This window comes from Pararhizobium polonicum (assembly GCF_001687365.1).
Taxonomy (GTDB): domain Bacteria; phylum Pseudomonadota; class Alphaproteobacteria; order Rhizobiales; family Rhizobiaceae; genus Pararhizobium; species Pararhizobium polonicum.
Genome location: NZ_LGLV01000022.1, coordinates 1 through 19,021 on the forward strand (window position 1 = coordinate 1; position 19,021 = coordinate 19,021).

General features: G+C 56.6%; 18 protein-coding genes and 1 pseudogene. 11 read left to right on the top strand and 8 right to left on the bottom strand.

Annotation, left to right across the window (positions count from 1 at the left end; genetic code table 11):
• Positions 1 to 315 (top strand): annotated as a pseudogene (locus tag ADU59_RS31250) (hypothetical protein); the annotation flags it as partial.
• Between the two features lie 117 nt (positions 316 to 432).
• Positions 433 to 828: a transposase gene (locus ADU59_RS31255; RefSeq protein ID WP_244506530.1), complete on the top strand. Its 396-nt coding sequence runs from the start codon at positions 433 to 435 to the stop codon at positions 826 to 828.
• A gap of 12 nt (positions 829 to 840) precedes the next feature.
• Here ADU59_RS31255 and ADU59_RS27875 read toward each other — a convergent pair whose 3' ends face one another.
• On the bottom strand, positions 841 to 1,641 hold the full coding sequence (locus ADU59_RS27875; RefSeq protein ID WP_068958845.1) for an alpha/beta fold hydrolase: 801 nt from the start codon (positions 1,639 to 1,641) through the stop codon (positions 841 to 843).
• A gap of 46 nt (positions 1,642 to 1,687) precedes the next feature.
• Positions 1,688 to 2,698 carry a Gfo/Idh/MocA family protein gene (locus ADU59_RS27880; RefSeq protein WP_068958973.1) on the bottom strand — a complete coding sequence of 337 codons (1,011 nt, stop codon included), beginning with the start codon at positions 2,696 to 2,698 and terminating at the stop codon, positions 1,688 to 1,690.
• 243 nt (positions 2,699 to 2,941) lie between these two features.
• Here ADU59_RS27880 and ADU59_RS27885 point away from each other — a divergent pair, with 243 nt between their 5' ends.
• From ADU59_RS27885 to ADU59_RS27905, 5 genes are all read left to right on the top strand, one after another.
• Positions 2,942 to 3,772 carry an IclR family transcriptional regulator gene (locus tag ADU59_RS27885; RefSeq protein WP_068958847.1) on the top strand — a complete coding sequence of 277 codons (831 nt, stop codon included), beginning with the start codon at positions 2,942 to 2,944 and terminating at the stop codon, positions 3,770 to 3,772.
• Between the two features lie 141 nt (positions 3,773 to 3,913).
• A complete protein-coding gene (locus tag ADU59_RS27890; RefSeq protein ID WP_068958849.1) occupies positions 3,914 to 4,972 on the top strand; it encodes an ABC transporter ATP-binding protein in 1,059 nt (352 codons plus the stop codon).
• 66 nt (positions 4,973 to 5,038) lie between these two features.
• Positions 5,039 to 5,977, top strand: a complete 939-nt coding sequence (locus ADU59_RS27895; RefSeq protein WP_083198448.1) for a carbohydrate ABC transporter permease — start codon at positions 5,039 to 5,041, stop codon at positions 5,975 to 5,977.
• Positions 5,978 to 6,092: 115 nt separating this feature from the next.
• Positions 6,093 to 6,839, top strand: a complete 747-nt coding sequence (locus tag ADU59_RS27900) for a carbohydrate ABC transporter permease (RefSeq protein ID WP_068958853.1) — start codon at positions 6,093 to 6,095, stop codon at positions 6,837 to 6,839.
• Between the two features lie 35 nt (positions 6,840 to 6,874).
• Positions 6,875 to 8,173, top strand: coding sequence for an ABC transporter substrate-binding protein (locus ADU59_RS27905; protein WP_139093237.1), 1,299 nt, complete (start codon positions 6,875 to 6,877; stop codon positions 8,171 to 8,173).
• A 235-nt stretch (positions 8,174 to 8,408) separates the two neighbouring features.
• Here ADU59_RS27905 and ADU59_RS27910 read toward each other — a convergent pair whose 3' ends face one another.
• Both ADU59_RS27910 and ADU59_RS27915 read right to left on the bottom strand, forming a co-directional pair.
• Positions 8,409 to 9,569 (bottom strand): Gfo/Idh/MocA family oxidoreductase, encoded by a 1,161-nt coding sequence (locus tag ADU59_RS27910; protein WP_083198450.1) that lies wholly within the window; start codon positions 9,567 to 9,569, stop codon positions 8,409 to 8,411.
• Positions 9,478 to 10,284, bottom strand: coding sequence for an SDR family NAD(P)-dependent oxidoreductase (locus tag ADU59_RS27915; RefSeq protein ID WP_068958859.1), 807 nt, complete (start codon positions 10,282 to 10,284; stop codon positions 9,478 to 9,480). The genes ADU59_RS27910 and ADU59_RS27915 overlap by 92 nt, the downstream gene beginning before the upstream one ends.
• Before the next feature lie 453 nt (positions 10,285 to 10,737).
• Between ADU59_RS27915 and ADU59_RS27920 the strand changes: the two genes are divergently transcribed.
• From ADU59_RS27920 to ADU59_RS27935, 4 genes are all read left to right on the top strand, one after another.
• Positions 10,738 to 12,045 (top strand): ABC transporter substrate-binding protein, encoded by a 1,308-nt coding sequence (locus ADU59_RS27920; RefSeq protein WP_083198451.1) that lies wholly within the window; start codon positions 10,738 to 10,740, stop codon positions 12,043 to 12,045.
• A gap of 139 nt (positions 12,046 to 12,184) precedes the next feature.
• Entirely contained in the window at positions 12,185 to 13,255 is a 1,071-nt protein-coding gene (locus ADU59_RS27925) for an aldo/keto reductase (protein WP_068958863.1), read from the top strand.
• Between the two features lie 73 nt (positions 13,256 to 13,328).
• A complete protein-coding gene (locus tag ADU59_RS27930; RefSeq protein WP_068958865.1) occupies positions 13,329 to 14,321 on the top strand; it encodes a dienelactone hydrolase family protein in 993 nt (330 codons plus the stop codon).
• 185 nt (positions 14,322 to 14,506) lie between these two features.
• Positions 14,507 to 15,439 (top strand): SMP-30/gluconolactonase/LRE family protein, encoded by a 933-nt coding sequence (locus tag ADU59_RS27935; RefSeq protein ID WP_068958866.1) that lies wholly within the window; start codon positions 14,507 to 14,509, stop codon positions 15,437 to 15,439.
• Between the two features lie 25 nt (positions 15,440 to 15,464).
• Here ADU59_RS27935 and ADU59_RS27940 read toward each other — a convergent pair whose 3' ends face one another.
• The 4 genes from ADU59_RS27940 to ADU59_RS27955 form a co-directional block, all read right to left on the bottom strand.
• Positions 15,465 to 16,241 (bottom strand): hypothetical protein, encoded by a 777-nt coding sequence (locus tag ADU59_RS27940; RefSeq protein ID WP_068958869.1) that lies wholly within the window; start codon positions 16,239 to 16,241, stop codon positions 15,465 to 15,467.
• 104 nt (positions 16,242 to 16,345) lie between these two features.
• A complete protein-coding gene (locus tag ADU59_RS27945) occupies positions 16,346 to 16,918 on the bottom strand; it encodes a LysE family translocator (RefSeq protein ID WP_068958871.1) in 573 nt (190 codons plus the stop codon).
• A gap of 76 nt (positions 16,919 to 16,994) precedes the next feature.
• A complete protein-coding gene (locus ADU59_RS27950; protein ID WP_068958872.1) occupies positions 16,995 to 17,882 on the bottom strand; it encodes a ribokinase in 888 nt (295 codons plus the stop codon).
• Between the two features lie 142 nt (positions 17,883 to 18,024).
• Positions 18,025 to 18,963, bottom strand: coding sequence for a dihydrodipicolinate synthase family protein (locus ADU59_RS27955; RefSeq protein ID WP_068958874.1), 939 nt, complete (start codon positions 18,961 to 18,963; stop codon positions 18,025 to 18,027).
• Positions 18,964 to 19,021: the final 58 nt, after the last annotated feature.

The window sequence follows — 19,021 nt, forward strand, 5'->3', positions numbered from 1 at the left end:
GATTCGATATGGCAGGAGGATTTTGCCATGTCTCACGCGTTTTCCTTGGATCTGCGTCATCGGATTGTCGATGCGATATCGCGCGGCAAGTCGCGCCGCGCCGCCGCCGCTGATTTTTCTGTTTCCGCCGCCACGGCGGTCCGGCTCAAGCCGCGATTGGATCGAACTGGTTCGTTGGAGCCTTCGCGGCGGGGGCGCCGTCGCGACAGTGGCAAGCTCGGACCTTGCCGGGAGGCGATCATCGCCAAGGTGGAGGGCAACCAGATATCACGATGCCCGAGCTGGCAATCTGGCGCGAGGCCGATCATGGCGTGAGCGCCGATCCCTCCAACCTGTCCAAATTTCTCTGTCGCGCCGGCTTTATCTTTAAAAAAACGCTGATGGCAGCGGAACGCGAACGCGCCGATGTTCGCCAGGAACGGGATGAGTGGCATGACCACCGCCAGCCCGCGATGCAATGCCATCACCGCTCCCTTCGTCGTCGATGGCGCCATGGATGGCGACAAGTTCGACACCTATGTGCGCACGCAGCTCGCACCGACGCTCCAGCCGGGAGACGTCGTGATCTGGGACAACCTCAATGTCCACAAAAGCCCCAGAGCGGCCGCTGCCATCGCCGAGAAGAAGGCGTGGCTCTGGTTCCTGCCACGCTACTCCCCGGACCTCAACCCCATCGAGATGGCCTTTTCCAAGCTCAAGACCTTGCTCCGAAAACACAAGGCCAGAACCTATGACGACCTTTGGAAAGCCGTCGGCAAGGTCTGCCAGCTGTTCTCACAGCAAGAATGCTGGAACGACTTCAGGAAAGCCGGGTGCGTTGCACATTAATCGCCCGATGCTCTAATTGAGGTTTCCGAGAAACTTCTCGAGCGCAGATTTAAAATCGTGTCGGTATGCTTCAACGCTGTCAGACTTCGAAGTAATCTCGACGAAGGAGGCGTTAGGGATCATTTCGGCTAACACTCGCGCATAGGAAACGGGGTGGACGGGATCACGATTATTTCCAATCACGAGCGTTGGCACAGAAATCTTCCTGATTTCGTCTTCAGTTACGCCAGGGCCCCCCATGGCGATGGATGTTAGCAAGGCAGATGTTACCGTTACCGGCTCGCGAGTGAAAAATCCGCGGGCTGCCGACAGGTTGTCTGGACCGTGTTCAGCGAGATCCTTTGCAACCGCTGACGCCTCAAAACGACTTAAAGCTTCGTGAGGCTCGTATTGCGAGAGCAATTGCCCCACAAAAAAATTTGGATATGCGCTTTTGGGCGCATCTTCGGTTACCCACGCAGGCCGGGCCAGGATCAGCGCTCTTATCATATGCGGCCAGCGTACGGCAATTCGAAGAGATATTGCGGCGCCCATAGAGATGCCGCCAATAACCGGTCGGTCCAAGTGTTGGATATATCCAGCCACGTCGTCAGTGAACGTCGGTATTGACAGACCGTCAAGCGGACCAGTCTCGGACTGCCCATGTCCCCGACATTCGATCGTCACACACCGATATCCAGTGTCTTCGGGGAAGACTTGAATAAGCTGGTCTGCGTCTCCGCACAGCCCGTGTTGAAATACGAACGGCAATCCGTCGCCCTGCTCAGAAACGGAAAGGGAAAGCCCGCTCGTTTTATATGTCAATCTAGCCATCAGAAAATCTCCAACACAACGCCAAGCCCGAGCATGCTGCTCCCAGTTATTCCAGAGTTCCTTGTACTTGTTCAGGAACGCCACCGTTTGCTGCGGAACGGTACCCCGCCTCGACAACGGCAAATGCATGCTCCGCCTCCCGCAATCCTGCGAGCGGCTTTCGACCGGCCCGAAGATCTGCCCAGGATTGCCTCAGGAAAGTGGAGTAGTAAGCATCGGTGTTGTATTCTACCGTGACAGAGCGCCCCTGCTGTTGATCGCGTGATTTTCTGTAGAACTGGTCTGAAAATCCTCTCACATAAGAATTCGAATGCGAGATTGAAAAAGCGAAATCGCGCTGATCATCCGCCGTCGATGGATATAGATACCCGGTCTCGATCACACCGATCTGGCCAGCGGCGGTGCGGCATGTAAAAGCGGCCTGTTCTTCAACCGTTACATCAGGCCGATAGGTCTGCATCTGAGCAGAAACCTGCGTGATCGGGCTGTCGGTCAATGATGAAATCAGATCGATGAAATGAACCCCGACATTGAGCGTCGATCCACCACCGGCATACTGTTTGTCGAGCATCCAACTGCACCCTCCCCGTTCATATCGAGCGACCGGTCCAACAATGAAGCGAAATGCAAGGTGCTGATAGCCGTCAGGGGCGAAGCCTTCTGACACCGACAGGCGGCTCGCGAGATCGCTAACGCGCAGAATGAATGGAACGCTGACATAGACGCCACGCTCTTCGGAAAGATGGCGTATCCGGCTGACTTCCTGAAGGTTGAGACCGCAAGGCTTTTCGATAAGGAAGGGTATTCCACGCGTGATCAATCGCTCGGCAAGCTCCGCCATATCTGAGTGTCGGCTAAACACCAGAGCAAAATCGAAATTCTCTTTAAGCAGATCTTCGTTCGAAGCGAAGAGTTTCGTATTCAGTTGGTCGGCGAATTTTTGACCGGCAAATGACGCAGAGTCGGATATTCCAATAACCTCTATTCCTGGATCCTGCAGCGCGGACAGATAGAGAGGAAAATGCCAGTGACTAACGTCGAATATCGCTATTTTCATATTGTCCTCCGCGGTAAGGATATTTTTCAGTTCTCTATCCAGAGCCATTTTTCACACAATGATGCTGCCCCGCATAAATCGTCATGCAGGTTCGGACTTCACGCAGCGATTGAAGCGGTGGTAGCCCGTTTTAGCGTTGCATACCGGCTTGGTTACTTCCCTGACCACAACGAGCGGAAAGTTGCGCCCTTGCCGTCAATGTGTTAACAGAATTGTATTCCGGCAACCAACTATCGTGGTATCATGCGACTTGTCAAATCCCTCCTAGACCGCTGTTTCGATCTCATCACGCTGCTCAGTGAAAACGCGGGCGGATTGTCCCTTGGCGAGATCAGTCGACGATTAGACGTTCCGAAAAGCGCAGCTCATCGCCTTCTTACCAGCTTGTGCGACTTGGGCTGGGCTGAACAAGTTCCCGATAGCGGTTATTATCGCTTATCACTGCGACTGGCTGTTGTTGGCCAACGTCTGCTGGCCGGGACGAAGATCCCGGATATTTGTCAGCCGATCCTCGATCGTTTGGCAGATACGACAAAAGGCCTTGGCAGGATTGCCATCATCGACCCAGATGGCCTGACATGGATTGCGCATTCGCAAGGTGTTCGTTCGGGTCTGATCTATCAGCCGGAATTAGTCGCGAAAGTGCCGCTTCATACAACGGCAAACGGGAAAGCGTGGCTCGCGACACTCGATCGCGACGAAGCGCTGGCTCGTGCTATAGCCAGCGGTCTTGGACGCACAGATATTGGCGGTCCCCGGGCGATAACGACCAAGCAGACGTTCTCGGCAGCCCTTGACGAAACTCAAGAGCAAGGGTGGGCAAGTGCCATCGAGGAAGCCGAGCCGGGGGTCGCTGCAATCGCGGCCGTGATACGGGTAAGCGGACAAGTTGTCGGGACGGTCAGTGTTGCTGGTCCGATTCATCGTTTTTCGCCGGTCGTCGTTCCGGAAGTCGCAGAGCAGGTAAAATCAGCGGCGCAGGAACTCTCCGAGCTGTGGCCTTATCGGATTTCGCTCCCTGGTCGGCAAACTCCTGCCGTGGCCGTGCCCAAAGGCATTGAAGAGGCCGTTTGAGATCAAGACATAACGTCGAATTCTTCGAGGATCGAAGGCGAAGCTTGACACCTGCCAACCTTAATGGAATAACGTTCCGATAATGGCGATTATCGGTCGTGGTCCAGGAGGGGCCGTCTTTACGGTCAATGGGAGGTTTGAGTGGCTAATGTTGAGCTAAAGGCAGTGCGCAAGGCATATGGAGCGGTAAAAGTGCTTCATGGCGTGTCGGTCGACATCAACGAAGGCGAATTTGTCACGTTGGTCGGACCCTCCGGCTGTGGAAAATCGACCCTTCTGCGCATGATTGCCGGACTGGAGAGCATCACCGGCGGCGAGATCCAGATTGGCGGACGCACGGTCAACAACATTCCGCCGAAAGAGCGCGACATCGCTATGGTTTTTCAGAACTACGCGCTTTATCCTCATATGAGCGTTGCTGAAAACATGGGCTTCTCCCTCAAGCTGAAGAAAGCTTCTAAAGAGGAGCGCGAGACGCGTGTAAAACGGGCAGCGGAAATTCTCAGCCTCACCAAGCTCCTCGACCGCTATCCCCGTGAACTGTCCGGTGGCCAGCGTCAGCGTGTGGCCATGGGGCGTGCGATCGTTAGAAACCCCCAGGTCTTCCTGTTCGACGAACCGCTTTCGAACCTGGATGCCAAGCTGCGGGTACAGATGCGTGCCGAGATCAAGGAACTCCACCAGCGCCTGAAGACCACAACGGTTTATGTGACCCACGATCAGGTGGAAGCAATGACGATGGCCGACAAGATCGTCGTGATGCACGATGGATATGTCGAGCAGGTCGGCGCTCCTCTCGACCTTTATGATCACCCTAACAACATGTTCGTGGCCGGCTTCATCGGCTCTCCCGCTATGAATTTTCTGAAAGGGCGAGCGGAACAAGGGCGGTTCATCCTGGAAGACGGATCTTCACTGCCGTTGCCCGAAGGCTTTAATTATTCGTCGTCCGAAAGCGTCATTTATGGCGTGCGGCCAGAACATCTCACATTGAGCGACACAGATGGCTTGCCTCTCACAGTCGCTGTCGTCGAACCGACAGGCTCGGAGACGCAGATCATCGCACGGCACGGCTCACAGAGCATCGTGTGCATACTCCGTGACCGGACCCTGCCGAAAGCCGGAGAAACAATTCGGGTGACGCCGGATCTTTCCCGCATCCACCTTTTCCGCGAAAGCGACGGGCGGCGCATCTCCTAGTCACCGAATGCACGACAGCCTTTAGCTGTCAGTACTCGCGCAGCGTTGGTAAGGACGGAAACAAATATGTCAACACCACCTATTCAAGCCGCGGCCAACCCCGTTGGAGCAAAGTTCGTAAGTGAAAATCCCGAGGTCGACGAAGTGCCTCGCTTCACATGGGCGCCATATCTCTGGTTTGCGCCGGCGGTACTGATCCTCTTTCTCGTCACACTGTATCCGACGGTGTTCGTGGCCTGGCTCAGTTTTCAGAAGACGAAATATTACGAGTTGGCAGGCTTCGTCGGACTCGCCAATTACCGCGAAGTTCTGACCTCCCCCGAATTCTGGGACACCACGCTCATCTCGCTGACCTACGTTTTCGGATCACTGGCGGGCGCCCTGATCCTCGGAATGGCGGCGGCGCTTGTGCTCAACAGTGCCGGCGTCACCGGTTCGGCCCTACGTGTCTTTATTCTGTTCCCCTGGACGCTTTCCATGTCGGTGGTGGGCAGCATTTGGCTCTGGCTTCTCAATCCATCCTTTGGACCTATTCCGTACCTCATTCAGGCGGCTGGGTTCGATCCCGGCCTGATGTTGGGCGACCCGGGTCTGGCATTGCCTCTCATCACGCTGGTCACCGCCTGGTGGTCGTTTCCCTACGTCATGGTGATGGCCACGGCGGCGATGCAGTCGATTCCCAAGGAATTGTATGAAGCCGTAGAGATCGACGGTGGCGGTGCCTTCGTCAAATTCCGCTATGTCACTCTGACGCATATCATTCCGACGCTCGGCAGCACGGCTCTCACCCTTTCGATCATCTACCTGACGCTGATGACGCTGATTATCGTCATGACGGGCGGCGGGCCTTTGGGTTCGACGACCACGCTGAGCTTCGAAGCGTTCCGCGGCACCATTCAAGCCGTTAATATTGGTCCCACGGCTGTCGTCTCGATCGTCGTTCTTTTCATGAACATCGCTCTTGGTGCGCTTTACACACGGCTCACCGGCCGTGTTACCGGATAGGAGATCCCGAAGTATGAGTACCGCTCTATCCTCAGATCGTCCAGCTGGACGGCTCGCTGCGATACTGGGTTCCCTGTTCATCGCACTCATCGTCCTTGGCCCAATTTTGTGGGCCTTGGCAACTTCGTTTAAGACAGAGGTCGAAGCCGTCGCAGTTCCGCCAACGCTCTGGCCGAGTTCGGCGACGCTCGAAAACTACATCAAGGTTTTCCAGGATCAGTCCTTTCTGCAGGATTTGTGGAATTCGATCGCGTACGCCGTTGGGGCTGTCGTCATTGCCCTTCTTGTTGGAATACCTGCGGGCTATGCTGCCGCGCGTTTCGATTTCGCGGGCAAGCGGGCGTTGATGATGGTCATTCTGGCGACCTCGATGGTGCCAGGCGTGGCATTGCTCGTTCCCACCTATTATCTGCTCGACTCGGTAGGCCTGCTCAATAGCGGGATCGTGGTGACGATCATTCTCTCCGCAAGGATCATCCCACAGACGGTCTGGTTCATTGCCAATTTCGTCGAAGCGGTCCCGGTCGAAATCGAAGAGTCGGCCATCATGGATGGAGCGAACCGGTTCGATATCATCTGGAATCTCATACTTCCCTTGATACGTCCGGGCATCGCCGCCGTTGCGACCATTGGTATCGTCACAACCTGGAACGATTACATCACCGTGGCGGTCTTTGCACCTGACGTCGCCAAGAGAACGCTCCAGGTTGCTCTCGTCAACCAGGTATTCGACGCGATCGGCATCTCTTGGTCCTACATGATGGCCTTCGTCATGATCGCATCCATGCCCGTCATCATCATGTTCGGTTTCATGCAGAAGTGGTTCATCTCGGGCCTTACCGCTGGCGCGGTTAAAGGCTGAAAAAAATCGCCAACCATCAAGGGAGGAATATCATCGTGATTACAAAATCCAGACGTGCCTTGCTCACTGCCGCAGCGGTACTCGGTCTCAGTGCGGGCGTGGTCTCGTCCCTCACCCAACAAGCTTTCGCCCAGAGCAGCGAAATCGTTTACTCGACGTTTCTAGATCCTAATAATGCCAAGGATCCTCGAGCCGCCGCACAGACGAAGATGATCCAGGCCTTCGAAGCTAAGAATCCGGACATCAAGATCAAGCTGCTCGTCGATCCGACAGGCCAGACGGTATCGCGCTCGATCAAATCTGGTAGCCAAACCCCTGACGTCGTGCGCATTGTCGGCTTCGCGATCGCTGAATTCGCCTCGACCGGTAATCTTGTCGATCTGGGCGATCTCGTGAAGAAAGATGGTATTCCAGACGACGACTGGCTTCTTCCACTCTCCAGCACCAAGGTGGGCGACGCGCTCTTCAGTCTTCCTCAGGACTTCCGGATACCTATCCTTTTCTATCGCAAGGGCGCTCTTCAGCAAGCTGGTGTTACCCCGCCTAAAACCTGGGACGAAGTCTGTGCGGCCGGTGCAAAATTCACGGACGCCAATACCATTCCATTTGCAGTTCCGCTTGGGGCTACGGGTGGTCTTGGCGGCGCACAGGGCCTCGGAGAGTTCTATCTAAGCTCCATGCTCCCCGGCAATGAAGGCCAATATTTCGGTCCTGATGGCAAGATTGCCTTTACAAAGGAGGCTTTCATCCGCGCTTCGAAAACAATCAAGGACTTCTTCACGACGTGCAAAGTCACGCCGATGCGAAGCGCGCAGATGGGCATCAACGAGGTTCATGACGCGATCCGGTCAGGAACGGCGGCGATGACAGTGTTCGGCCTTTATCGCTACAAAACCGTTCAGCAGCAAGGTGGCGGAGACGATCTGGGCTGGGCAGCCGCCCCTGCCTTCTCCGATACGGACAAGCAGACCGTGTACAGCTACCACATCGCAATGAACAAAAAGTCCGATAAGCAGGATGCTGCCTGGACCTTCATTAAGTTCATGGTCTCGCCCGAGGCGCAGGCGATCGCGGCAGAAGGCGGCGAAGTCGTCTCGCGAAAATCGGCTTACAGCGCAGCGTATTTCAAGAATGAGGTAGCCCAGAACCAAGTTCAATGGGCGGATCTCATCAGCAAGCGCGGTCGCACTGTTGGCTATACGCCAATCCTGTCGACCTTCCACACCATTGTCGGCGAGGCCTTCCAGCGAATGGTCTTGCGCGATGGTTCACCGGAAGATGCCTACAACGAGGTTGTCGAACGTTATGATGCCGCGCTAAGCAAGGCGCAGTAGATATAAAGCGAAGAGACCGGCGGGAGCGAAACGGGAACCTCCGTTTCGCTCCCCCTTTTTTCTCAAGAGGTAAGGATTTTGTTCCAGGCGAATGCCGGCAAGACTATTCTCATCCTGCGTGCATGAAACTCCGGAGCGCGCCGCGGCGTATGATGGACCTGCAAACGTTCTGCCTGTACCATCGGCCGAGAGATGCCGCAACATGAGCGTCGCACGCGCAGCTTCAGCGCGCCAGCTATGTCAACCGGGAAGGATCGACGGACCGGCCGGTCATGGCGGATTCGAGAATGGCAGCGGTCGCCTGGAGACTTCGCATCCCGTCTTCGCCGCTCACGAGCGGCTCTTCCTCGCCAGTGATAACACGCACGAAATGCTGCAGTTGCAAGCGATAGGCATCGGCAGCCACATGGACGGTTCGATTTTCGCGACTGATCGGCTGCGTCCATCCTGGTTCCCCATCGACGCGGTAACGCCAGAGGTGCAGGTCCGGGAACTCGAGCGCCCCTTCCGTGCCGAAGAAGCGATAGGAATTTTCCCGACTGAGCGGAAGCAACGGGTTCTCGCCCGAGTTCAAGTCCCAGGACCAGGGCGACGGACTGGCATCGCATCCGATCAATGTACCCAGTGCGCCCGATTCAAAAGCGAGCAGGACAGCGACCGTGTCCTCCACGTCATGGCTTCGGGCAGAGGCTTTCGTCTGTGCCGTAACGCTGCTGATTTCACCGCAGATGTATCGAAGGAGATCGACGTCGTGTACCAGGTTCGTCAGGATCGGCCCGGCGCCGATACGGCGGCGCCAGTCCGGTTCAAAATAACTGGGGGGCTTCAGCAACGCCCAGAGCACGTTGACTGCCAGGAGACGACCAAGTTCATGCGTGACGATCTCGCGCGCGCGCTGGACGACCGGATTATGTCGCCGGTGGTGCCCGACCAGTATTTTCGCGCCGGTTGACCGTGCGGCCACGACGAGTTCTGCGGCTTCGGCCGGAAGCACGGTGATCGGCTTTTCGATAAGCACGGAGACCCCATGCGATATGGCAACCATGGCGATGTCGCGATGAAGCTGCGTAGGGGCCGCAATAATGATCCCGTCCACCTTATGCCGTTCCAGTAGCGCGTCCAGAGATCGATGGTGATCTACACCAAGATCCGCAGCGAAGCCGCCCGCGCTTTCTGCCGGATCGACGATGCCGACAAGACTGACATCTGGCTCTTCCATGCAGAAAAGGGCGTGACGGCGACCGATGGCACCGGTTCCGACGACAGCGATTCTTACCAAGGGTCCGCTTGCGCTACTGGTGCGACTAGGCATTTTCTGCCCCCGATGAGCCGATATCCGACTTGCGGCGAGCGATGCCGGGGATCCGGTCAAGAACTGAAAGTGTGAGGCCGCCATCAACCATGATATTCTCGCCGGTGATGTAGCGATTGTCCCGATCGATCAGAAAATTCACGATACGCGCGACATCGACAGGCGCCCCGATCCGCTTCAGAGGGACGATGGCCTCTCGTTGGCGCATGATGTCAACGTCATCGTACACCGAGCGCGTCATGGGTGTCATGATCATTCCGGGCGAGACGCTGTTGACTCGTATGCCGTACTCTCCCCATTCCAGCGCCATCTGCTTGCACAACATGATCAGCGCGGCCTTAGCTGCGCTATAAGCACCTGTCTGACGATGCGGATGAACGCCGGATTGCGATGAGATCGCGACATAGGCACCCTGGCTATTCTTCAGGTGCGGGAAACCTGCCTTCGCCAGAAGCCAGCTCGCGCGGCATGTCAATGTGAACATGTCTTCCCAGACTTCGAGTGGCATGTCTTCCAAGGACGTCGGATCGACTGCGCCCGCATTCGAAACGATAGCGTCAAGCCCCTCAAAGGCGTCCGTTGCTGCCCCGACGAAATAGTCGGGGACAGCGGGGTCGCGAAGATCGCCTTCAAGAATAAGGACTTCGCAGCCCTGATGCCGCAGTTCGTCTGCAAGTCCCTCCACAGCCCCCCGGTTCTTTCGAACGCACATTGCGATGGCCGAGCCTGGCCTCTTAGAGATTTCGCGGCATATCGTGCCGCCTATCCCCTCGCTCACTCCAGTCACAAGCACACGCATATCTTACCTCCCTATTTCCGTGAATACCCATTAGTGGGCGCTGTGGAACGCAGTCCTGTAGCCAGAAGCTTCAGTGACGCGGACGCATTGGCTCCTGCCTCGCCCAACCGTCTGTGTGAACCGATAGCCGCGAGCAGGAGCTCGCAAGCAGAGGCAAGCAATTATCAGAACACCGTTCCATCATTTACGGCTGTGTATTGCCTGTCAAGCCTCGAACCAGGCCGATTTCCCATCCCGCAAACGTCGATTCGCCGCAGTTGACAAGCCTATTTTCCTAGATAGAATGACGTTCCAACAGCGTTCCGGACCTTAGACGCGTTGAGGATAAGCCGGTGTGGCCAGGAGGTGGCAGCATCGTCGGCCGAGGAAAATTCTTACCGCATTGACGACCGGATCACCTGACGTGGCGTGCTCACGCACGACAGAGAACAATTGCAAGAGGGAGGAAACCATATGCACGAAAACCTGAAACTATCGCGCCGCTCACTATTAGGCGGGTTTGCTGCAGCATCCGTTGTTGCCGGGGTTGGAAGCCGCAAGGCATCGGCGCTATCAGGCACGACAACTGAGGTGAGCTACAACGGCTTTCTTGATCCGGTCAACGCCAAGGACCCGCGAGCGGCCGCGCAGAACCGCATGATCGAGGCCTTTGAAAAGGCCAATCCATCGATCAAGATCAAGGTTATCGTCGATCCTTCAGGTGCAAACGGCATCCGCGCTGCCCGCGCCCGCGCCGGTGCGCCTGACGTCATACGCGTCTCAAATTCCCAGCAGCCGGAATATTCGTCCACCGGCTCGATCTTGCCAATCGATGACCTTGTAGCCCGCGATGGCATCGACACCAAGGACTGGCTGATTCCGCTGGATCAGACGAAGGTCAACGGGAAACTATGGGGTCTGCAGCAAGACTTTCGTATTCCGATCCTCGTTTATCGCAAAAGCCGGTTTGCAGAAGCCCAAATTACGACTCCTCCGCGCACCTATGAGGAAGTCGGGGCTTTGGGGGCAAAACTCACCAAGGGAGCAACAATCGGATATGCTGTTCCGATCGGCGTTACGGGCGGGATTGGCGGCGCTCAGGCATTTAACGAATTCATCATCAGTTCAATGCTCGCAGGTAATGACGGTCCTCTTTTCGCTCCCGACGGACGGAACATCGCTTTTGCCGATGATCGGCTTCTGCTGGCGGCAACGACTGTATCAGACCTTTTTGCAAAGAAGGCCTCCACGCCTGTCACTTTGCAATACGGATATAATGAGTTGCAGGACGGTCTGCGTTCGGGAGCGGTCGCTTCCGCATCGTTTGGCCTCTACCGATATAAGGGAATCGAGAAAGCGGTCGCCGACAACGATCTCGCCTGGGCTCCGGCGCCTTCCATTGCGCCTGACGACAAGCTTACCGCCTATGGCTTCCAGTTGAGCATCAACGCAAACTCCCCAAACAAGGAAGCCGCGTGGGAGTTCGTGAAATTCATGACAAGCCCGGAAGCGCAGATTCTCGCCGCCCGTGGCGGGGAAGTCGTCGCGCGGGCAAGCGTCTACAACGATCCCTATTTTTCAACGCCTGAAGCCGCGGATCAGTCAGGTTGGAAGGACCTCGTGCAAGAGCGAGGCCGTCTGGTGACCTACTCTGTCATTCAATCGATATTCAATCAGATCGCCGGCGAGGAATTCCAGCGCATGATCCTGCTCGGAAGTACGCCTGAGAGCGTCGTTTCGCAGGTCAAGTCCCGCTATGCCGAGGCTCTCTCGAAGTCTTGAGCTTTTAAGCACCGCATCCCCGTTGCGATGCGGTGCGACCACACCCGCACTTAGCTGGAAGAACAACGAAGCTAACAACGGCCCTCTTCGGATTTGACAACGCCGATTGAACCGAGTTTGGCGCAGGAGACACACTGCCATGATGTATCGATACCTTGGCCGGACCGGGGTTCAGGTCAGCGAATATATGCTGGGGACGATGAGTTACGGATCGGACGGCAATTCCGACGAACGCGAATGCGTCGAAATCGTGCATCGGGCCCTCGACCGGGGCATCAACTTCATCGATACTGCCGACACATACTCCCATGGGGAAGCTGAAAGCATTGTCGGCAAGGCGATTTCAGGACGGCGCGACAAGGTCGTCCTTGCGACGAAGTTCAGGCTTTCCGCCGGCGACGGCCATAACGACCAAGGTGGATCGCGCTATTGGATCATGAAGCAGGTCGAAAACAGCCTGCGTCGGTTGAAGACGGATCACATCGATCTGTATCAGATGCACCGCCCGGATCTTCAAACCGATCTTGAAGAAACGCTCGGCGCGTTGAGCGATCTCGTAACGCAAGGCAAGGTTCGATATCTCGGCGGCTCGACGGCCCCCGCCTGGTATCTTGCCGAGACACAGGCTGTCAGCCGCCTGCAGAAGCTCTCCCGGTTTATCAACGAGACGTCGCCCTACTCGATTTTTCAACGGGCCGCCGAGCGCGAGACATTGCCCGCCGTTCAGCACTACCGAATGGGGTTTACGGCCTGGAGCCCCTTGAACGGGGGGTGGCTGACCGGGAAATATTCTTCCAAAGGTGGCGCACCGGCCGGATCGCGTGCGGACCGCGTCCAAGGGCAGTGGGGAAAGCACTACCCCATTCTGCAATCGCGCTTCGACATGGAGCGCCCCGGCAATCGCCAGAAGCTCGAACTGCTTTCAGCGCTGGAGCCGATAGCGCGGCAGGCGGGACTGTCTCTCATGCACATGGCGCAGGCGTTTCCGCTTGCACATGCCGCGGTCACGGCGGTGATCCTCGGTCCGCGGACGATCGAGCAATTCGTTAGCATGGAGGCTGGCTTCGAGACGAAACTGGATCATTCGACCCTCGACCAGATCGACGCGCTCATCCCTCCCGGCGCGCTGATCGAAGAAGCCGATCGCGGCTACGTCTCGCCATGGTTGGCGCCAGAGATTCGTCGGCACGCTGGCACTGGTTTCGGCTAGCCGCATAACGGGTCGGGCAGAATCATGAAGCAATTACAATTTTAAACCTGAAACACTCCGGGGAGGAGGCCATATGATAAAACTACTTCTACAAGCATCGCTCGCTGTCGTGCTCTTGGCATCGGTTGCGCATGGGCAAAGCGGAGCTAAGCCAATTGCAGATAAATCGATACCGGCGCGGGTCGAATTTCACCCAATACACTCGCTGACAATAACTGATACGCAATATCTGAATGGTGATGCTAATGGTAAGGAGGTTGTCCTCGGCGGTGAATTGAGCATTGCCCAAGGTAAGGGGCCGCTTCCGATCGTAGTCCTAATGCATGGTTCGGGAGGCGTCGGCCCTAATATTCAATTTTGGCGCCGCCATTTCAACTCCATGGGTATTTCGACATTTATCATCGACGGGATGACCGGGCGTAGTCTGACCAGCGTGGGGGACAACCAGGCTCTGTTGGGCCGCCTCAATTTTTCTCTCGACATTTTTCGGTCACTTGACATCTTGGCAAAGCATCCGCGGGTCGACCCAGATCGGATCATTTTGATGGGGTTCTCCCGCGGTGGCCAAGGCGCCCTTTATTCGAGCGTTTCACGGTTTCAGAAAATGTGGAACAAGAGCGGCGTCGATTTCGCCGGCTATGTGATTTTCTATCCGGACTGCGGAACCACCTACCGTCAAGACGGGAACGTGCAGCAGCGTCCAATCCGCATCTTTCATGGAGCTCGGGACGACTATAACCCCGTTCGGACCTGCAAAGCTTATGCGGAACGGCTGAAGAATAGGGGCGTCGACATCTCGATTACTGAATATCCGAACGCGGAGCACGGGTTTGATAATCCACTCGGTGCCAATCCTCCTATGGCTACCAAGGCTGACCAATCAGTTCGTGATTGCGAGATCAAAGAAAACGATCATGGTATCCTCATGAACGCGGAAACCAATGCGCCTTTCAGCTACAGGGATGCTTGTGTAAAACTAAAGCCGGTTGTTGGTCAGGATCCCGAGGCGACTCGGGCCGCAATCCAGGCGGTTACGGAATTCGTCAAATCTACTCTGAAGCTTTGATCGGAAAGGTGCTTTCTTTTATGGGCGCGATGGGAGCCGGGTAGGTCCCATCGCGCGCAAACCGGACTCTTCATGGGCCGGCCGCCTTAAACATTACGCCTCGATTTCGAGCGGTCCAAAGGGGAGAAACTGCGAATGTCTTTCCAGTCTCCCGGCATCGGATTTTTCTCCAGAGAATTGATCCCATGACGAAACCCGATATTGAGATCATAGCGAAGGGATTTCGCTTTCCAGAAGGACCAGTCGAGCTCCCCGACGGTTCGATTGCAGTCGTTGAGATCGGCCGCGGCAGGATTGTGAGAATCAGGGAAGGCGGAAAAGTTGAACTACTGGCTGTAACACATGGCGGCCCTAATGGGATGGCTTTAGGACCGGACGGGGCGCTCTACGTATGCAATAATGGCGGCTTCTCATGGCTAGAGGAGGAAGGCTGGTTGAGGCCCGTTGGTCTGGCTCTGAACTATCGAGGAGGTATGATCCAAAGGGTTGACGTCTCCACTGGCGAGGTCACAACGTTGTATGATCGATACGAGGGACGACCACTGAGCGGGCCGAACGACATTGTTTTCGATGATCAAGGGGGATTTTATTTCACTGACACGGGTAGGGTTCGGGAGTTCCAGCACGACCACGGCGCGGTGTTTTACGGAAAAGTTGATGGAAGTGCGATAAAGAGGGTAGTGTTTCCGCTTTTGGCGCCAAATGGCATTGGCTTATCACCCAATCTTAAAACATTATACGTTGCAGAGATGGAAACAGCCCGACTATGGAGCTACGCCGTCGCTGAACCGGGGGTGCTCCTTAAAACGCCTTTTCCGAGTCAAAGCGGCGGTGAACTCGTCATCGGACTTGGAGGCTTCCAGCGGATCGACAGCCTGAAGATCGCAGCTTCAGGCAACATCTGCGTCTCTACTTTAGTGACCGGGTGCATAACGGTGGTCTCGCCTGAAGGCGAATTGCTCGACCAAATTTGGATGCCGGAGATCTACCCGACAAATCTCGCATTTGTAGGAGCCGAGTTGCAAGACGCCGTCGTGACCCTATCGCTGACAGGGCGGGTCGGAAGACTTCGATGGCCGGAGAAAGGGCTGAAACTACAATATCAAGGTGCGAGGTAACTTTGGCCTCGCCTCGCATGGTGGATTACAAGTCGGCCGATAGCACAAAATCGAAGCTCGCTTCCGAGCCGAGCTTGACCTCGATCTTCCCCGGCTCCGCGATCTCGAACGCCCCGCAAAGACTGCCCGTGGTAATCACCGAACCCGCCGTCAAGCTTGCCGGCGGCCCGAATCTACCATTTGCATAGCCGAGAAGCCATGTCAGTACGTCCCCGGTTGGATGTCGCGCTCCGGCTTCATACAGCACACGCCCATCAACTGACACATGAAGCGGCGTTCCCGCGCACGAATCCAGGAGCGAAGCCGGCAGAAGCGGTCCGAGCACGTAACCCATGTTTCCAAGCCTGTCGGCCAAGAAAAGAGGAAACGACACTCCCGCGCCGTCTTCTATCGCGGACCAAACCAGTTCCACGCCGAGATAAACTTCCGATACCGCTTCCGAAATCCCGGAACGGTTATAAGTGCCTTCGGACAAGACAGGGAGGTCCCGGCCTAGCTTTACGGCGATTTCCACCTCGAGCTTCATGCCGGGCCGCCAAAGTAAACTGGGTTTCGAGACACTATGCATAAAGGGATGAAGGGGTGCGACGACGAAATGGCCGGCCGGCGTGCCCGCGACCTTCCAGGCACGACCTTCAACGCCTTCCATCTCCGAAACGAGACGTTGCGTTTCCATTGCCATTCGAAGGTCGGTCGGACGCATCGGAAAACGTGCGGTCCGCATCTGCCTTCCCTCACTCCGTAGTTTCATCAGGTCCCGAGCCACTTCATTGATAGCGGCGGTTGATCTTAAATCGTCCATACCGTTTCCTTGTCGCTTCCGATACGTCGCTCCCCGGGATTGGTGAAAGGAAGCGTATTCTCGATTGATAGGCTATCGTCCCTCTTGACCGCAGCCTCGCCTTATTAGGAAAGAGCTGCGAGGATCAGGGATCCGGACACGATCGCGAGCCATATCGACGCCACGCGGCGGATCGCCGTCAAGCGATCGCTTCCATCTACTTTTGATCGAGTAACCGTTCCAAACGCGCCCCACACCAGTGCCACGCCAGCTGCGGTAACGCAGAAAAGCGCAAGCTTCAGCAGGAATTGCTCATCCGTTGGAGCCGGCAGGAGAACGAAGGCGACGATAAGGGCTTTTGGATTGAGGGCCGTGGTGATGTAGACGCGCTTTGCCGTCACCTCGTCATTGCGAACGACGGCGGATCGTGGGGCCCATAGCCTGATCGCCAGATACATCACCCATGCAGCAGCAACGAGTTTCAGAACAACCGTCGCCATGGGCCAGCGCTCGATCATCATCGCCCCGAACCACGCGGCCGGTAAAATCATCGTCAGATAACCGATGAGTTCAGCCGGCAGAAGACGCCAAAGGCTTGGCAGACCGCGTTGAGCGCCAGCAAGCCCGATGAGCGTATTCGTCGGTCCCGGCGCAAGCAGAAGCGCAAGAACCGCGAAAAGAAACGTCGAATACGTCATGCTAACCTCTCAGGAGATGTAAGGGCCAATGCCTCTAGGCGATCGGAAGCCTGCAAGCAGGCCACGCACACCAGCCTCATTCCGGGTTTTCCAGACATTGGTCCGTTTCCATAGCGAAGGGGATACTGGATTGGCTCCCGCTGCGGGAACAGGCAAGACCCGCCGCAGTCGCGGCCCGCTTCATGGCGTCCTTCAATGGGAGTCCGCGATCCAGCGCCGATGCCAGAACGCCAACGAAACAATCCCCTGCCGCGGTCGTGTCCTTGACCTCGACCGAGAAGGCCGGGATTTTGATAATCTCCCCCGCAACGCTCGCTTCTGCTCCGTCACCGCCGAGCGTTTTCAGAACGCCTGTTCCGAGCGCGCGAGACAGATCCGTTGCGGATGATCCGGCAGTCAGCCACCCCGCAAGTGCCTCGGCCTCATCTTCGTTCACGACGATGAGATCGCAAAGCGAGAGAATCTCTTTTTCAAGAGGAAAGGCCGGGGCCAGATTGAGAATCGACATGGCATTCGTCAGGCTCAGACGCCGAATGAGCTTCTCGATCTGGACGGGGTCGTTTTCCATCTGCATGAGGACGATGCGCGCATTGTGAATAAGAGCGTCGTCCACATCATCGGAGGACGCGACGAGATTGGCACCGGAGGCGACCGCGATCATGTTCCGGCCGTGGCTATCGATCAGGATCGAAGCGCAGCCTGTCGGTTCTGTGGCACGGCTCACGCGACTGAGGTCTACGGCTTCCACCAAATTCTTCAGCGCGACATCTGCCAGCGCATCCTTGCCGACCGCCCCGACCATGACGACGTTTGCGCCGTCGCGCGACGCTGCAACGGCCTGGTTGGCGCCTTTGCCGCCCGCTTCCGTCCGGAACTGATCGGCCAGAAGCGTCTGGCCAGGCTGCGGCATCTCCTTGATCGAGAAAACCAGATCGGCATTGATGGAGCCAAATGTGACAATCACGAAAAAATCCTTCCTGACATGCAGCGGCTGATGCGGGTTGCCTGTACAAGCCCGGATGAAAAAGGGCCCGAAATGATCACGACTTCGCCGCCGTGCATGGCAGGCAAAGTCGTGGCTCTTGGCTGAAGATGAAACGCCGGCGTTAGTGTCCGGCGCGTTGAGCGATCGCCTCCCGGAACCGGATCGTGCCCTCGTGGATATGGTTGAGCAAATCCAGAACGGCCCAGTGGCGCTCGGTGATGTCGTAATCGGTGACGCGGGAGTGAGCGCTCTGGAACGTCCCAAGCTGCGTGTGATAGGTCTTCGCAAGTCCTGGATAGCCCATCGATTCCGCCATGGCGGCAAGGGCCAGGAATATTTCCAGATCACGCCGCAATGGAGTGTCTTCAGACGCGTTCTTGTACAGCCACGCGTAGAGATCAGGATGGATATTGGTGAAGACCCCGGCAAACCCCTTCGATCCCTCGCGCATTGCCGCTGCGGCGATTGCGGCGTTGGCGTTGACGACGGCAAATCCGGAATCGCCTGACATCGCCACACGTCGACGGATGGTTTCAAGATCGCAGGATACGTCCTTCAGCGTTACGAAACGACCCGTATCGCGGCAGAGTTTGAATTCGTCGTCGCTCAGCAGGCGGCGATACGGCGCAGGGCATTCGTAGAGCCCGAGGGCCATATCGCGCGGCACCCAGCTTAAGACATTTTCGACGCCGGCGCGAAACGCCTCCGTTCCGGCATGACCCGTGTCGAGGCGGTTTGTAACAAGCACCAGCGCATCGATACCCGTATCGGCCATTGCCATCAGTTCGGCACGCTGATCGTCCGCGCTTTCACTGATGTGTCCGGAGGCGATCACGGACACGCGACCTCCTGCCAGGGAAACGACACGCCTGGACAGAGCGAGACGCTCGTCGAGGGACAGCCTCTGCATCTCGCTCGACTGGCATACGGCGAAGAGCGCATCGGCGCCATTGTCCACATACCATTCGACCAGCCGTTCCAGCCCGCCCCAGTCGATCTGGTTGTTCGGCGTAAACGGCGTCAGCATGACCGGGACAATCCCGTGTGCATTTTTACTCATCAGTGTTTCTTTCATATGGATTTACGAGACGATTTGATATTAGAATAGCATTCCACTA

Excerpts from the sequence above, each read along its gene's own strand:
- ADU59_RS27920 (WP_083198451.1), top strand. The coding sequence starts at position 10,738 with ATGCACGAAAACCTGAAACTATCGCGCCGCTCACTATTAGGCGGGTTT.
- ADU59_RS27940 (WP_068958869.1), bottom strand. The coding sequence starts at position 16,241 with ATGGACGATTTAAGATCAACCGCCGCTATCAATGAAGTGGCTCGGGAC.
- ADU59_RS27880 (WP_068958973.1), bottom strand. The coding sequence starts at position 2,698 with ATGAAAATAGCGATATTCGACGTTAGTCACTGGCATTTTCCTCTCTAT.
- ADU59_RS27955 (WP_068958874.1), bottom strand. The coding sequence starts at position 18,963 with ATGAGTAAAAATGCACACGGGATTGTCCCGGTCATGCTGACGCCGTTT.
- ADU59_RS27910 (WP_083198450.1), bottom strand. The coding sequence starts at position 9,569 with ATGGCGGCCTCACACTTTCAGTTCTTGACCGGATCCCCGGCATCGCTC.
- ADU59_RS27895 (WP_083198448.1), top strand. The coding sequence starts at position 5,039 with ATGTCAACACCACCTATTCAAGCCGCGGCCAACCCCGTTGGAGCAAAG.
- ADU59_RS27935 (WP_068958866.1), top strand. The coding sequence starts at position 14,507 with ATGACGAAACCCGATATTGAGATCATAGCGAAGGGATTTCGCTTTCCA.
- ADU59_RS27925 (WP_068958863.1), top strand. The coding sequence starts at position 12,185 with ATGATGTATCGATACCTTGGCCGGACCGGGGTTCAGGTCAGCGAATAT.
- ADU59_RS27915 (WP_068958859.1), bottom strand. The coding sequence starts at position 10,284 with ATGCGTGTGCTTGTGACTGGAGTGAGCGAGGGGATAGGCGGCACGATA.
- ADU59_RS27930 (WP_068958865.1), top strand. The coding sequence starts at position 13,329 with ATGATAAAACTACTTCTACAAGCATCGCTCGCTGTCGTGCTCTTGGCA.
- ADU59_RS27945 (WP_068958871.1), bottom strand. The coding sequence starts at position 16,918 with ATGACGTATTCGACGTTTCTTTTCGCGGTTCTTGCGCTTCTGCTTGCG.
- ADU59_RS31255 (WP_244506530.1), top strand. The coding sequence starts at position 433 with ATGACCACCGCCAGCCCGCGATGCAATGCCATCACCGCTCCCTTCGTC.
- ADU59_RS27885 (WP_068958847.1), top strand. The coding sequence starts at position 2,942 with ATGCGACTTGTCAAATCCCTCCTAGACCGCTGTTTCGATCTCATCACG.
- ADU59_RS27875 (WP_068958845.1), bottom strand. The coding sequence starts at position 1,641 with ATGGCTAGATTGACATATAAAACGAGCGGGCTTTCCCTTTCCGTTTCT.